General features: G+C 46.6%; 11 protein-coding genes. 8 read left to right on the top strand and 3 right to left on the bottom strand.

Translation table 11 applies throughout. The annotated features are described in order from the left end of the window. Window positions 1-213: 213 nt before the first annotated feature. The 7 genes from PAT3040_RS09470 to PAT3040_RS09440 all read left to right on the top strand — a co-directional run bounded on the left by PAT3040_RS09470 (window position 214) and on the right by PAT3040_RS09440 (window position 12,453). Window positions 214-1,125 (top strand): ABC transporter permease subunit, encoded by a 912-nt coding sequence (locus PAT3040_RS09470; RefSeq protein ID WP_258234909.1) that lies wholly within the window; start codon window positions 214-216, stop codon window positions 1,123-1,125. 15 nt (window positions 1,126-1,140) lie between these two features. After that, window positions 1,141-2,028 carry a carbohydrate ABC transporter permease gene (locus PAT3040_RS09465; RefSeq protein WP_108992426.1) on the top strand — a complete coding sequence of 296 codons (888 nt, stop codon included), beginning with the start codon at window positions 1,141-1,143 and terminating at the stop codon, window positions 2,026-2,028. 66 nt (window positions 2,029-2,094) lie between these two features. After that, window positions 2,095-3,834 (top strand): type 2 periplasmic-binding domain-containing protein, encoded by a 1,740-nt coding sequence (locus tag PAT3040_RS09460; protein WP_108992425.1) that lies wholly within the window; start codon window positions 2,095-2,097, stop codon window positions 3,832-3,834. Between the two features lie 29 nt (window positions 3,835-3,863). Next, window positions 3,864-5,000, top strand: coding sequence for a glycoside hydrolase family 99-like domain-containing protein (locus PAT3040_RS09455; RefSeq protein WP_108992424.1), 1,137 nt, complete (start codon window positions 3,864-3,866; stop codon window positions 4,998-5,000). Between the two features lie 29 nt (window positions 5,001-5,029). Beyond that, window positions 5,030-9,340, top strand: coding sequence for a discoidin domain-containing protein (locus tag PAT3040_RS09450; protein WP_181376527.1), 4,311 nt, complete (start codon window positions 5,030-5,032; stop codon window positions 9,338-9,340). 24 nt (window positions 9,341-9,364) lie between these two features. Beyond that, window positions 9,365-10,462: an SGNH/GDSL hydrolase family protein gene (locus PAT3040_RS09445; RefSeq protein ID WP_146200392.1), complete on the top strand. Its 1,098-nt coding sequence runs from the start codon at window positions 9,365-9,367 to the stop codon at window positions 10,460-10,462. Window positions 10,463-10,485: 23 nt separating this feature from the next. Continuing rightward, window positions 10,486-12,453 (top strand): beta-L-arabinofuranosidase domain-containing protein, encoded by a 1,968-nt coding sequence (locus tag PAT3040_RS09440; protein WP_108992421.1) that lies wholly within the window; start codon window positions 10,486-10,488, stop codon window positions 12,451-12,453. 90 nt (window positions 12,454-12,543) lie between these two features. Here PAT3040_RS09440 and PAT3040_RS09435 read toward each other — a convergent pair whose 3' ends face one another. The 3 genes from PAT3040_RS09435 to PAT3040_RS09425 all read right to left on the bottom strand — a co-directional run bounded on the left by PAT3040_RS09435 (window position 12,544) and on the right by PAT3040_RS09425 (window position 13,876). After that, window positions 12,544-12,780, bottom strand: a complete 237-nt coding sequence (locus PAT3040_RS09435) for a DUF362 domain-containing protein (protein WP_087567506.1) — start codon at window positions 12,778-12,780, stop codon at window positions 12,544-12,546. Between the two features lie 5 nt (window positions 12,781-12,785). Next, window positions 12,786-13,403, bottom strand: a complete 618-nt coding sequence (locus PAT3040_RS09430) for a superoxide dismutase (protein WP_108992420.1) — start codon at window positions 13,401-13,403, stop codon at window positions 12,786-12,788. 116 nt (window positions 13,404-13,519) lie between these two features. Next, entirely contained in the window at window positions 13,520-13,876 is a 357-nt protein-coding gene (locus tag PAT3040_RS09425; RefSeq protein WP_087567504.1) for a HesB/IscA family protein, read from the bottom strand. A gap of 203 nt (window positions 13,877-14,079) precedes the next feature. Between PAT3040_RS09425 and PAT3040_RS09420 the strand changes: the two genes are divergently transcribed. Further along, the gene (locus tag PAT3040_RS09420) at window positions 14,080-14,733 is read left to right on the top strand and encodes a helix-turn-helix transcriptional regulator (protein WP_087567503.1); all 654 of its coding nucleotides are present in this window, start codon (window positions 14,080-14,082) and stop codon (window positions 14,731-14,733) included. The last annotated feature ends 97 nt before the right edge of the window (window positions 14,734-14,830 follow it).

Here is a 14,830-nt window from a genome sequence, read left to right as displayed (position 1 = left end):
TTAATAAACCTGGAATATAGTGACATCATCGTTTAGTTAACCTCCAGGCAAAGAGTTCATAATTATTGCAAATTACTAAAATTCTGATCATAGCATCCCATTATGGAATCGTATTACTATGAACCTACGGGACTTCAGAAATTAAACATATCATAGATTAGGGGTACTTAGATGTCAACAAACAACTTGCAGGTCAATAAACAGAAGGTGTACATGGCCAAAAGAAATAAGGGGATGGATTCTGGAAGAATAACCCTGCTGCTAATGGCAATTCCTTGCGTTATTATCTTGGTCGTATTTTCTTATCTCCCATTGGCGGGTTGGGCTATGGCCTTTTTCGATTACAAACCGGGGCTCAAAATGTTAGATACCGAGTTTGTGGGCTTTAAGTGGTTTGTGTTCGCGTTTGACGACCCGGAGTTGTCCAACGTGCTGCGCAATACTCTTGTTCTTAGTTTTCTCAGTCTGTTATCTACGCCGATTGCTGTAATTTTTGCCATCTTCCTTATGGAGATGACCAATAGCAGACTACGGAGGCTTATCCAGACGATAAGCACATTACCCAATTTTATCAGTTGGATTCTGGTCTTCTCATTTGCTTACGCCATATTTGCTCCAGGGGACGGCATTCTTAATAAAGTACTGCTCAATCTGGGTTGGATCCCTAAACCGCTTAACCCTTTGGCAAACCCCGACATTGTCTGGTATTTTCAAACAGCCATCTCGATATGGAAATCGCTTGGCTTTGGAGCCATCATCTATATTGCTGCAATTGCAGGGATCGATCAGGAACAATACGATGCAGCTTCGGTGGATGGGGCGGGTCGATTCAAGCGGATGTGGCATATCACTTTGCCCGGTCTGATTCCCACTTTCATCACACTGCTGCTTTTGAATATCGGCGGGCTGCTAAATACGGGATTTGAACAATACTTCCTGTTTCAGAATGGACTTACCCAATCCAAGATCCAGGTGCTGGATGTGTATGTTTATAGGCTAGGCATCACGCTCAATAATTATCCGATGTCTACGGCGATCGGAATGGCAAAGACCGTTATCAGTGTTATTCTGCTGTTCAGTGCCAACTATATTTCGAAGAAATTGAGAAACCAGTCGATATTTTAACAAGGAGGGAAAACGATGAAAAAAAGAGATTATACCTTTCAAATGATCAATGCAACCATTTTCTTGTTTTTCGCTTTCTTGTGTATCTATCCCTTCTACTACATCTTTATTGCCTCTGTGAGTGATGCGCAAGCTGTAGCTATGGGAGAGGTGCTTTACTTCCCAGTCGGATTCCATCTGGATAATTTCAAAAGTGTTCTAAAGCTGGACGGAATTCTGATGGCTTTCGGCATCTCAGCCGCAAGAACGATCATTGGGACTGCTTTGATGTTGTTCTTCTCCATCATGTTGGCATATGTGGTAACTAAAAATATTCTTCCAGGCAGAAAGTGGATATATAGAGCTACTGTGATTACGCTTTTCTTTAACGCCGGACTCATACCTTGGTTCGTTATTATGAAAACCTTATCGTTAAACAACACCTTTTGGCTCTATGTACTGCCTGGAATGATTTCGCCTTTCGCAGTTATATTGATCAAGACGTACATGGAATCGATTTCGACTGCGCTTGAGGAGTCGGCCCTAGTCGATGGAGCTGGATACTTTACGATTTTGTGGAGGATTACAGCACCGGTTTGTCTGCCGGTAATCGCAGCTGTAGCGGTATTTAATGCGGTGAGTCAATGGAATGCCTGGCAGGACAACTTTTTCCTTGTATCCAATCCGAATCTTCAAACGTTGCAGCTCATGCTTTATAACTACCTGCAGCAGGCGGAGTCTCTTGCCCGAGCAGCAATGCAGGGTAATATCAATCTGGAAAATGTTGCAGGCAACAAGCAGCTTGATTCGTTTTCGATCAAGACCACAATCACTATGGTAACGGTATTTCCGATCATACTTGTATACCCGTTTATGCAAAAGTTTATTGTAAAGGGCATTATGCTTGGATCGGTAAAAGGATAACTTTCGTTATTGGCCTGCTTGCAGGTTACAATAAGCATTATTTTAAAAATATCAGGGGGTATGGGTATGAAGAGGCGAATGGGAAAATGGTCAACTGTGATCCTCATTGCTGCACTCGCGTTTAACACTGCGTGCGCAAATAACAATCGCGAGCAGAAAAACAATAACGCAGGTGAACAAGCGCCAACAAATCAGGGTGAGACAGGCGCACAGGAAAATCCGAGGGAAAAGGTAGGCTTGTCATTCTGGGCAGCAGAATTGTGGGCCAGTTCTCCGCCAGGACGTCAGGAAGATCCGATTATGAAGCATATCGAAGAGAAATTTAATATCGAACTCGATATGGAAACCCAGCCATCCGATGAGAAGCTGGCAGCCATTCTCGCCACTAACGATTTGAAAGATATTATGGTTATTCCCAAGAAAAATTTTGATCAAATGAAAAGCCTGGTTATTGATATGGAACCGCTTCTTGAAAAATATGGACAAGACATTAAAAAGAACATCAGTCCGGAAACGATTTCTTATTATAAAGAAATGTTCGGAGACGGGCAATTGAAATTCCTTGGTTCCGAAATTAGCACGGACGGCCCCGTATTGCCAGAAACGATCTGGGCGGGTCCCTATGTAAGATGGGATTATTACAAGGAGCTCGGTTACCCGGCAATCGAAACGCCCGATGATTATATCAAGGTTGTCGCAGATATGAAAAAGCTTCATCCTAATAACGAGGATGGAAAGCCATACCATGGGTTTTCATTATGGTTGGACTGGGGCTACGGAATACTGGCCGATCACTGGAACGTAAGACGCCAAGGAGCAGAGGTTATAGGCGGACTGACGAATATTCTTCAGATCGACAGAGAGTCCTTCGAATACTTCAACAAATACACGAATGAAAACTCGGGATTCTGGGCTGATCTTGATTTCTGGAATAAGGCCAACAAAGCGGGGCTCATTGATCCGGACAGTTGGACGCAAAAGTATGATCAGGCTGTCCAGAAATATAATACCGGGCAGGTACTTGCCACCTATATTAACTGGGTAATTGGCGGATCAAACTCTTATTTGCAATCCAAGAAAATCTACGACAAAGGTTGGACCGCAGACAACCCAATTCCTATGAGTGGAGAAAACTATTATTACAATACGGCAAACAAAGGACAAAACTTTGTGTATGCAATCAGCAAAGACTCAAAAAATCCGGAAAGAGCAATGGAATTGATCAACTACTTCTATTCTGTTGAAGGCGTGCTTACGATTATCAATGGAATCGAAGGACAGGATTGGGTAAACGAGAACGGTGAGTATACGTATACAGATACTTATTTCGAAAACGAGAAAGACGCTGAAAACGCCTTGAAGTTCGGATATCGGAAATATGCGAACCAATCCGGACTGGATATAACGGGATTCATCCCTGGCACTAAGAATCCGCTTGATTTCAGAAATAATCAATCCTACATGGAGATCCAGCTGGAAAAGCCCGAAAATGCGCTGAAAAAGGAAATTACTTCGTACTACAATGCGGAATTTCCGAACAAAATACCGCCAAAGGGCCAAGAATACGGCAAAACACGCATAGCGGAGCTTTCTCCGTTGCTGCCGCCTAGCGAGCCGGATGAGATTAAGCTGATTTCGGACCGTATCGTCAATTATCTGAACCAGGAGGTCATCAAGCTGATTCTTGCGGATGACTTCGTCGCTCACAAAGCAAAGATCATCAAGGAACTTGAGAAGATGGGGATTGACAAGGTTTACACTTTCTGGGACGGGGAAATGCAGAAGGCCCTCTCGGAGCTTAACTAGTCAATAACCTCCACACAAAGATAGGCAAAATGAGAACTCCCCCTTACAAAAGGCGGAGTTCTCCTAATAAGGGGGCGGTACATTTGGCAAGCGACGAGATTCGGGATTACAGCAGCCAGCCCACACAACCTGTTCGGATTGAAACGGGTAAATACCTGGTCGGGGCACAAGTATGCAATCTGTGGAACAGCTCTTCCGCATGGGAGAAAATCAAACCTTTTGCAAATCGAAGGCCTGTACTTGGTTGGTATGATGAGGCGGACCCCCGCATCATTGATTGGGAGATAAAATTTGCGCTAGAGCATGGCATTCACTTCTTTATGAACTGTTGGTATCGATCCAAAAATAATTTGGGGAAACGTCCGATTACGGCCGAATACGATCATTGGTTAAGAGGTCTGGAACAAAGCAGGTACGGAGATCAAATGAGATTTATGATCATGTGGGAGAACGCTAACGACATCGCTTCCGGAGTGGATTCTGAAAGCGATCTCATTGAAAATCTGCTGCCATATTGGGTGGAAAAGTACTTTTCTAAATCCAATTACCTTGTTCTGGATGGAAAGCCGGTTCTGTCGATTTACAATATCGGTCTGCTTGTTGAGCAACTTGGTGGAAGTCTTCCTGCTGCAAGGGCGATCGAGAATATGCGTATGCGCTGTATAGAGGCTGGATTTAAAGGTTTGATCCTTTTCGGTCAATATTGCTGGGGTCCGGTAACAGAGCGGAATCAGCTTATGAAAGATATCGGTCTGGATTACAGCTTCTCGTATCACTGGCCTACGTTTGCGGATGGCTCTACCCATCCCGGAGCGGAATTTTTTGGCGACAATCCCGATTCCATTATTCTCGCGCAGAAGAAATGCTGGGAAGAGCAGTCCCTTGGGGCTGTTCCTAATATCGTGACTTGTTCCATGGGATGGGACTCGGAACCGTGGGGTTATTCTTGCACAGACCAAACATGGCGCCTTGAACCCCGTGATTTTCAAAGATTGTGCGAAACGGCTAGACAGGAGCTTGATACCCGGCACGGCGGCGGGTTGGAAAGTAAGATAATTCTGCTGGATAACTGGAATGAATACGGAGAAGGGCATTATATCTTTCCAACCGAAAAATATGGATTTTCCTATTTGGAAGCTGTACGTGAAGCTTTCAGGACAGTTTAGAAGCGAATATGCGGAAGGGGATGGGATTTTTGTATCGGAAACGAATGAACAAAATCGCAGTTTGTATTTTAATCCTTTCTATTTTCTTGCCGTGTTTGGGCATTATCGGTCTGGAAGAAAATAAAGTTGAAGCTTCAGAAACAATAAATGATGAGGGCGGGTATGCCAATATAGCGCTGGGAAGCCGGGCCGACTCTTCCTCTCATCTGGGGATCCATACCGCAGTTAAAGCGGTAGACGGCGATCTTAACACAGGATGGGTTGCAGCAAATGCAACATTTCCTCAAACCATTATCCTTGATTTGGATGCGATCACTACGCTGGGAGCAGTGAAACAGCATTTTCAGACAGATACCACTTGGTACTACAGAATTGAAGGTTCCAATCAAAATACGCCCAACAACTGGTCCTGGTCCGTTCTGGCTGACCGTACCCAAACCGGTGTTAGCGGCAGCACAATAGAAGAAATGGTTCAGGGAAGATACAGATTTGTCAAGCTTGTGATTACCGGTTCTGGAGACGGGAGCCCGGCAAGCAGCATGGAGTTCGAAGTCAAAGGCGAATCCTATGTTCAGCCGCGGGATCTGGTCCCGACCCCCGTTCCTGTCGATACCGGTGACAAAATCGTAGTGGCGCAGTCGTGCAACTTGTGGGGAAGCAGATATTTTTGGGAAAGCACGAACCCCGTTCTTTATCCGGAGCGGACTCCACTCATGGGGTATTATGACGAGAATTACGACGTGTCGACAGATTGGCAGATCAAGATGGCTGTCGAAAACGGCATAGACGGTTTGTTTTCATGCTGGTTTAGACAAAAAGGAAATAAGGGCAAAGCCCCGGTTATGTCCTCCTTTGATGGCTTGACGCACTCCTTGGCCAACAGCGCTCAGCATAGAGAGTATTTGAAATGGGCCATACAATGGGAAAATTCCAATGATTCGGCCGACGGTGTCTCGGACATCAATGATTTCCTGGACAATGTGGTCCCTTTCTGGATAGAGGACTATTTCTCCAAATCCAATTATTTGAAAGTTGAAGGCAAGCCAATCGTATCGATCTACAGCTTGTCCAAATTCATCAGCGATGTCGGTGGGGAAGAGAATGCCAAAAATGCCATTACCCAATTCCGCCAGGCAGTGGCGGTTGCCGGTTATCCTGGCGTTATCCTGATGACAGCCGAGAACACGAATACAACACAAAGTTTCGCTGCCGCTAAAGAGATCGGTATCGATTATATTTATTCCTATCACATCCCGACCTTTATGGATACGTATCCAACTGACGCGAACATCACGTCTGAGAGCTATGTCCAGTCTCACATCGAGTCGTGGAATAATTTCGATATTAACAGCGAAGTTCCCTATATTATGACTTTATCAAGCGGCTGGGATGCACGGCCGTGGGGCACGGCTGCACCCGTCTGGGAGATCCCCCCGAATTTGTATGAAGGACTTTTGGACGAAGCGAAAACCAGAATGAATGCTAAATCCGATGGAAATTTGAGCGGCAAATTGCTATTTCTCGACAACTGGAATGAGTATGCCGAGGGCCATTATATCGCCCCTACAGAAAAGTATGGGTTCGATTACCTCAATGCAATTAGAAGAATTTTCTCCAACGCGACAACCGAACCGGACAATCTGCTCCCAAACAAAAACCAGATTCCGCAGTTGCTTACCATTAAGCATGCTACAAGCTTGACTGTAACAACTGCAAATGGAGCAGACACCATTCCACAGCCTTATGGAACATTGCAAATGGACTATCAAGCAGAGCCACTGGGTGATGACGGTTTTATGTCCGTCAAGTGGGAAATTTACGAGATGGATGGGGTCACGCCTACAACTAAGGCTTCCATAGCTGGCGACGGTCTGCTAACGGCTAAGTCGAACGGTCAGGTGAAAGTGGTAGTGACGGACAACGGTCAGCCGGAATTAAAGGGCGAAAAAATCATCACAATCAGCAATCAGCCTGAGAACCTAGCGCGGGGTAAGACGGTAACCGCCTCTACCTATGCCGATTATGGCGCGGCAGGAATCTACTATCCATCCAACGCAGTCGACGGCAATATGGATAGCTGGTGGCTTGTAGATGGCGTGCAATATCCATCTTGGTTGCAGGTCGATCTGGGAGAGCCTAAAGCTCTCGGTACAATCATTCAGTACGCCGCAGTACCCCAAACCTATAAATTTAAAATAGAGGGTTCATTAGACGGTGAAAACTGGGTGTTGATGGTAGACCGCAGTATAGTGGGTGTCACCGGGGATAAGATCACAGAGGCGGTCAATGGGAACTACCGGTATGTAAAAATGACTTTTCTTCAAGCCAATGCCTGGCCGTCCAGCAAGGAGTTTGAAATCTATGGCAGTACCGGCGAAGTCATCCCGGAAAATATCCCCGTAACCGCCATTGAAGTTTCGAGCGAGGGAGGAACAAATGAAATCAAGTTAAACGGGCAGAGTTTACAGATGATTGCCGATGTTCTGCCTGCAAATGCAACAAACAAAGCCGTTGCATGGTCTGTCTGGGCAGAAGACGGTCAATCGCCGACAGATGTGGCATTTATAAATGACACTGGGCTGCTCTATCCCAATAAAAACGGGACAGTTCTCGTTCGTGCGGAGGCTGGAGACGGTTCGGGAGTAATGGGTACCGTTCCGGTCCAGATCACCGGGCAGAAAGTGAATCTCGCTTATAAAAAACAGGCAACCGCTTCGGAATACACCAATTACGGAGGAGATGCGGTGTTTTCCCCGGATCTTGCCGTAGATGGAAATCCGGAGACAAGATGGCTGGTTGATGGTGTAAAGTATCCATCATGGCTTGAAGTCGATCTCGGTGAGAAGTATTCCCTGACTCATGTCTACCAATGGTTTGCGGACACGGATACCAAGACCTACAAATACAAGATCGAAGGTTCGGCGAACGGTTCGGATTGGGTGACCCTTGTTGATCGAACGAATGATGGCATGCAAGGTCCAATGATTACCGAAGAAGTAGAAGGAATCTACCGCTATGTACGAATGACACTCACCGATGCCAACGCTTGGCCGAGTAGTAGAGAGTTTAAGGTATGGGGAGAAGCTTTGCCGCCAAGTGAAGGAGAAACGCCTACTAGCGTTCCCGGTATCCAGACAAATCCTACCGATGTTAAGTTAGGTAATAGCGGTCAGCAAGTTACTGTGACTAGAGAAAAGAATGACAATAATCAAACAGTGGTCAGATTGTCGGTGACTGCGGACGTCCTGGCACAAGCTTTCTCCTTGAGTAAACAATCTGCGCTCGTACTCGAGGTAAAGAACACGGATCCTGTGGTCAAGGTTGATATTCCGGCTTCGGCTCTTCTTGATGCGGCAGAGAAATGGTCTGATGCAGGTTTACTAATCAAGGTGGCTGACGCCAGTTATCTACTTCCTACAAAGATAGCTAAAAATATTCCTAGGGATACGAAGATCACCATTACGATTACAAAATTAGCCGAAGAAATGGCGGATGCCATTAAAAGCCGAGTTGCAAAAATGGGATCCATGCAGATGTTGGCAAGTCCTGTAGATTTCAGAGTCGAATACGATGGCAAAGAAGTTACGGAGTTCAGCGGCAACTATATCAGTCGAACACTTTCATTTGCTGCCGCTTCGGATATTTCGAAAGTGACGGCCGTATGGGTGGATGACGATAACGGCTTGCATTTTATGCCTTCGGTCATTTCTCGTAAAGATGATCGTTTTGAGATCACGATATATTCCCCTCATAACGGGATTTACACGGTAATCGAATCGGAGAGATCCTTTAACGATCTTGTTGGACACTGGGCTGCAGAGGATGTCAAATTGCTGGCAAACAAACTTATTGTCAATGGGATGACCAATAAGGAATTTGTACCTGATGCAAGTATTACAAGGGCACAGTTCGCAGCGCTACTTGTACGATCCCTTGGTTTGTCCACTACTGTAACGGATTCGAAATTTTCGGATGTTGGAGAAGGGACTTGGTACTCCGGTTCGGTCGGAGCAGCCAGTAAGGCAGGGCTAATCCATGGTTATGAAGACGGTTCTTTCCGACCGCATGACACCATCACACGGGAGCAGATGGCTGTGATGATTGCGCGAGCGATAGCGTTCACCGGTAAAACGGTCAATCCGGCGGAATTCGTTCTTGACCCATTCGCAGATCAGGGAGACATTTCCGATTGGGCGTTAGAATCGGCAGCAATCACCCGACATGCAAATATTATGCAGGGTTTGTCAGATTCCGCATTTTCTCCAAAGGAAGATGCGACACGAGCTCAAGCTGTCGCCATACTGAAGCGGATGCTTCAATATTTGCAGTTTATCGATTAAGAGGCTGAACGCGAGGTGTTAGGGTTGAATGAATTTACAAATAGAAATGTATTGTCGCATGTTTGGCGTTCGTTAAATGAAGGGGAAATAACGATCGGCTTTATGGGTGGCTCCATAACGGACGGGAGGCCCCGCAACAACTGGCCCGAACCGGTTGCTGCATGGTTTGGCGAACAATTTCCTTCCGCTAAAATATGCATTGAGAACGCGGCTATTGGGGCTACCGGCAGCGATTTGGCGGTGTTTAGAGCGCAGCGAGATATCATTGACCGTGGATGTGATTTGGTATTTATCGAATATGCGGTTAATGATCTATTTGTCGGATCCGAGCAGAGAAATAAAACAAGGGAAACGCTGATCAGGTCTATCCTTGCCAATGGGAATTGCGATGTCATTCTTGTATACACCTACCATCAGGATATGTATACAACTATGATGCAAGCAGAAATGCCGGCATCCGTAGCGGAATTCGAACAACTGGCGGAGCATTATGGAATCGGGTCTGTGTGGGTGGGACTCCATGCTTTGAACGAACTCAAAAGAGGGAGATTCAGTTGGGAAGAATGGCTGCCTGACGGACTCCATCCATCGACCCGGGGAAGTTTGAGCTATGCTCAAGGTGTGATTGCATTTCTTGAGGCGGAGCGTGCAAGGTCCATCCAAGCGGAATCGAAAGCTGCTCCGACATCATTGCCGGCACCCATGTTTGATGGATTATGGCATTCGGTATCTCTTCTTCCTCTGAAAGCCGCATCTATTGAAGGTCCCTGGGTGCTCAAAAGGTGGCTGCATCACGTCTGGATCGATCAAGTACTTGAAACTTCGGCAGTGGGAGCGAAGCTTTCCTTCTCCTTTTATGGGAAAGGTCTGGCATTAGGTCTGGATTTCGGTTGGAAGACGGCTGAATTTAACTATCGGATTGATGATTCGGATTGGGTTTTCTCAGACCGTGCAAGGCCGGAGTGGCTGTCCGATGATGGGCTGTTTTCTCTCTATCTTGTTTCGGACTCGTTGCAAGAAAGCGATCATCGGTTTGAGTTGGAAGTGGTGCATGGAAATACTCCTAATTGTAAGGGGACAAATTTCCGGCTTGGTTTTATCGGCGTTATAAGAAATTTATAAAGTGCTTTAAGGAGTGTTGGTAGATGAAATTGAAGGCAACGGATCGTTTAATGCCATCCAGCGACGGAAGCGTACGTATTGAAGGATATCTGGGGCAAAGAATGACCTCCTGTATTCACAACGGCGTCATGGCCGCCAATCATGCTTTATTCCAGATCCCGTTTCGGGATAAAACGGATGAAGGCGGTAGTTGGGGAGGGGAATTTTGGGGCAAATGGTTTACCTCCGCCGTACTGGCCTATCAGATTGAACCAACTGATCATCACGGGGCGATTTTGGCTGACGCGATTCAGGGTCTGATAGATACGCAGTCGGAAAATGGTCGTATCAGCAGCTATGAGAACGATTTTGGGGACTGGGACATCTGGGGAAGAAAGTATGCCTTGCTTGGACTGATCGCCTACTATGATTTGACCGGGAAAAAAGAGGCATTGCAGGCGGCTGTTTTAGCTACGGACGAGCTTATTCGGATAGCCGGTCCCGGCCAAAAAAAGCTGACGGAAACGGGTCTCTCGCTCTTGGAGGCACTATCGTCGTGCTCCATCCTGGAGCCTGTCGTATTGTTGTTTCAGCGAACTAATGATCAGAAGTACCTTGATTTCGCCGAGTACCTCGTTTCGCTTTGGAGCGAACCGAGCGCTTACAATCCAAACGGAATCCGACTGATCGAGGATGCCATTGCAGGAATCGAACCCCTGAAAATTGCATCGCCTAAAGGTTATGAGATGATGTCCTGTTATGAGGGCCTGTGCGAATTGTACCGGGCAACGGGAAGGCATGAGTACCTTGAAGCCGCAATCAAATTTGCGAATTTGGTAAGAGAAAAGGAAAGTATGATCGTAGGTTCCGGCTCCAGCGGCGAATTGTGGTGCGACGGGACTAAAAGGCAGACTGAACTGCTGGAGCAGCCTATGGAGACCTGTGTCACGACAACCTGGATCAAATATTGTTACCAGTTGCTGCGTCTTACGGGCGATCCGAAATGGGCAGATGAAATGGAAACTACGCTATACAATGCATTGCTCAGCGCAATGGTTCCTAGCGGAAACTGGTGGGCCTACTTTTCGCCATTGGCTGGGGAACGTGTGCCTAGTCATATGCAGGTTCCACTCGTACAGTGCAGTTGCTGCTCGGCCAATGGTCCGCGCGGACTCCTCACGGCGCCCGGGTGGGCGGTCATGAACGATGATTCCGGTATAGCCATAAATTTGTATTATCAAGGGAATTGGAGTGGACGAGTGAACAATGGGGACGAAGTTGGCTTTGAGATGGAGACAGCTTATCCCGAACCGGACAATATTAGAATCAAGGTAAAGCAGAGTAAAAGCTGCTCTTATACGATAAAGCTTCGTATTCCTGCATGGAGCCGACAAAACGAGCTTCAAGTAAACGGCGAGCGGATTGCTTGCATACCCGGGACGTATACGGAAATCCACAGAGAATGGAAATCGGGGGATGAAATTCACCTGAAGCTGGATTTAAGGGGACGCGTGATTACGGCGCCGGGGAATATAAACCATAAGGCCATTATGGTGGGACCGATTGTACTTGCGTTAGACAGCCGGCTTTCTGACGGAGAGAAGCATGTCAGTCTCTGGCTCGATCATCAACAGATGGAGCGAAAGCACAACCAAGACTGGAACATTGATTATGTTCTCCTGGATAACTGCTCCGATCAAGAAACCTACATTGATCTTGTGCCTGCTGCATCAAAGCCCGAGGGGGTATGGATGGCTTTTGAGGTGCCTTTTCTTATCAGGCCGACTCATTTCGTCGGACATAAAGAAAGCAAGCTAGTTATGTGCGATTATGCATCAGCGGGTAATGAGTTCAATGAATCAAATCTATTCCGGGTTTGGCTGCCCCAGCCATTATTTATGGAACAAGCGTTTCCGAAAGGGACTTGGCATATTCTCGTACATTCCGAGGATCGGCCGGAGATTCCCGACGGAACGCGGCAACTGGAACAAACAGGATTTTTGAGTTTGTAGTCTTAGAACCTGCTTTCTGCAAGAATGTGATGTCGCCGTTAAGCACAACGCACGCCTCCTGTTCGGGGAGGCGTGCGTTCTTTAATATCGTTAATTGTTAAAAAACCGTATAGCTTTATCCAAATAGATCTGGCGCTCCGGCGTGAGGTCTTCCTCGTAGTAAATGGCGCCGACAGGGCATGCGGCTTCGCAACCTCCGCAGTCGATGCAAATATCGCCGTCAATAAAATATTGGTCTTCGCCAAGCTCGATACAGTCGACAGGGCAGACATCCACGCAATCGGCCGCTTTTTCGGTGATGCACGCTTCTGTTATGACAAAGGCCATTTGTTTTACCCCTCTTGAATTGCGGCTTCGTAGCGTCTGCCGACTTCTGCCCAATTAACGATGTTCCAAAATGCCGCAATGTAGTCCGGGCGTTTGTTTTGGTATTTGAGATAGTAGGCATGCTCCCACACGTCCAGGCCGAGAAGCGGAGTTTCTCCTTCCATAATCGGGCTGTCTTGGTTAGGCAAGCTGGATACTTTCAATTTGCCGCCAGCAACGGAGAGGAAAGCCCAGCCGCTGCCGAACCTGGTTGTTGCCGCTTTGGCAAAGCTGGCTTTAAATTCCTCGAAGCCGCCCAGCTCGCTGTCGATGGCTGCTGCTAATGCGCCCGTTGGCGCGCCTCCAGCATCAGGGCCAATCGTTTCCCAGAACAAGCTGTGGTTCGCATGGCCGCCGCCATTGTTGCGCACAGCCGTACGGATTTCCTCCGGAACGCCGGCAAGATCTGCGATTAATTGCTCCACGGATTTATTTTTCAATTCTGGAGCAGACTCGAGTGCTGCATTTAGATTCGTTACGTAAGTGTTGTGGTGGCGATCATGATGAATCATCATCGTTTGTTCGTCAATATGGGGTTCAAGCGCGTTGTTTGCATAAGGCAAAGCAGGTAATTGATGAGACATTTTTATTCCTCCCAAAATTTAAATGGATTTGTTATACGGCTATAATACCGCATCCTAAAAACTTATTCAACATAAATGTATAATTAATATAAAATGTAGGGAGCTCTTAGCCTCATTCAATCGCATTTTTTACGGGTCCCTTTAAAGTTTGCCGTTCTAAAGCTGGCTCCGCAGCCGCACGTAGCTTTAGCATTCGGGTTGTCGATGGTAAACCCGCCTGTCATGCCTTGGTGCAGGTAGTCGATTTTCATGCCTTCCAAATATTCCTCGGTCCGTTGGTCCCAAACGACTTTAAAGCCCTCGTTTTGCAAAGAGCGGTCATGCTCCGTCAAGGAATCGTCCAATTTAATGTTGTAAGATAAGCCGCTGCAGCCTCCATCGTCGATCCCAACCCGAAGGAATAAGCTTTCAATGCCGTTTTCCAAAATCATTTCGCTAATCATCGATTTGGCTTTATCGCTAATTTCGATCATGGCGCAATCACCTCGTTTATAAAGTTTGGCTACACTGTATGAATTGAATTGAATTATTAAACTTATTATATATAATAGTATATAAAAGGTCAAATATATCGTTATCAGACACATATCGACTAAGTAAATGGTATGATGGTAGTATCTTATTAGAAGATTCGGTATACGATAAGAACAGAATAGTTAGTGGACGGTGATAACGAATGACGAATATAGAGCAAGGCCAGCTTTCGACAAGAGAATATATCCTTCAGCTCCTGAAGACGCGAGGCGCGCTCAGCACGAAGGATTTGACGGAGGAGCTCGGCATCACGGTTATGGCTGTAAGGCGCCATATTCAATCGTTGGAGCGGGACAATCTTATCGCTTCCAAAACGATTAGGCAGTCTATGGGCAGACCGACGGCGGTGTATACGTTAACCGGGCAAGCGGAGGGATTTTTTCCTCGAAAATACCATACATTAACGTTGGAGCTGCTCAATGAACTGGAGGACCATTTTGGCGAAAAGGCGGTTGATCAGCTCTTTGATGGCCGCAAAGACAAAATGCTGAAAAAATACGATCAGAGCATGCAAGGCAAGGATATATCCGATCGTGTCTCCAAGCTTGCGGAAATTCAGAATGAGAACGGCTATATGGTCGAGTGGGAAAAGGTTAACGACGACGAATATTTGCTGAAGGAGCACAACTGTCCGATCGAGCAGGTGGCTTCCAAATATCAGCATGCATGCCAATGCGAGCTTCAGCTCTTTAAATCTCTGCTGGGGGATGCGGATGTGTCGCGGACGGAGTGTCTGGCCAAGGGCGGGCAGCGATGCACCTATTCCATCAAAAAGAAAAAAGAAAAAAAACAGTGAGACCGTCATCGACGTCTCACTGTTTTTTCATTAATCTAAAGCTCGCCGACCGGCTGTTTTTCAAGATTTAAGTCGGCGTCATCGCTCTAAAGCTCGC

It is taken from the genome of Paenibacillus agaridevorans (genome assembly GCF_003112455.1).
Taxonomy (GTDB): Bacteria; Bacillota; Bacilli; order Paenibacillales; family Paenibacillaceae; genus Pristimantibacillus; species Pristimantibacillus agaridevorans.
This window is presented reverse-complemented; position numbering and strand designations above follow the sequence as displayed.

Bases quoted from the DNA above. Each gene is read 5' to 3' on its own strand.
- PAT3040_RS09435 (WP_087567506.1), bottom strand. From the start codon at position 12,780: ATGGCCTTTGTCATAACAGAAGCGTGCATCACCGAAAAAGCGGCCGAT.
- PAT3040_RS09460 (WP_108992425.1), top strand. From the start codon at position 2,095: ATGAAGAGGCGAATGGGAAAATGGTCAACTGTGATCCTCATTGCTGCA.
- PAT3040_RS09420 (WP_087567503.1), top strand. From the start codon at position 14,080: ATGACGAATATAGAGCAAGGCCAGCTTTCGACAAGAGAATATATCCTT.
- PAT3040_RS09455 (WP_108992424.1), top strand. From the start codon at position 3,864: ATGAGAACTCCCCCTTACAAAAGGCGGAGTTCTCCTAATAAGGGGGCG.
- PAT3040_RS09465 (WP_108992426.1), top strand. From the start codon at position 1,141: ATGAAAAAAAGAGATTATACCTTTCAAATGATCAATGCAACCATTTTC.
- PAT3040_RS09470 (WP_258234909.1), top strand. From the start codon at position 214: ATGGCCAAAAGAAATAAGGGGATGGATTCTGGAAGAATAACCCTGCTG.
- PAT3040_RS09440 (WP_108992421.1), top strand. From the start codon at position 10,486: ATGAAATTGAAGGCAACGGATCGTTTAATGCCATCCAGCGACGGAAGC.
- PAT3040_RS09425 (WP_087567504.1), bottom strand. From the start codon at position 13,876: ATGATCGAAATTAGCGATAAAGCCAAATCGATGATTAGCGAAATGATT.
- PAT3040_RS09430 (WP_108992420.1), bottom strand. From the start codon at position 13,403: ATGTCTCATCAATTACCTGCTTTGCCTTATGCAAACAACGCGCTTGAA.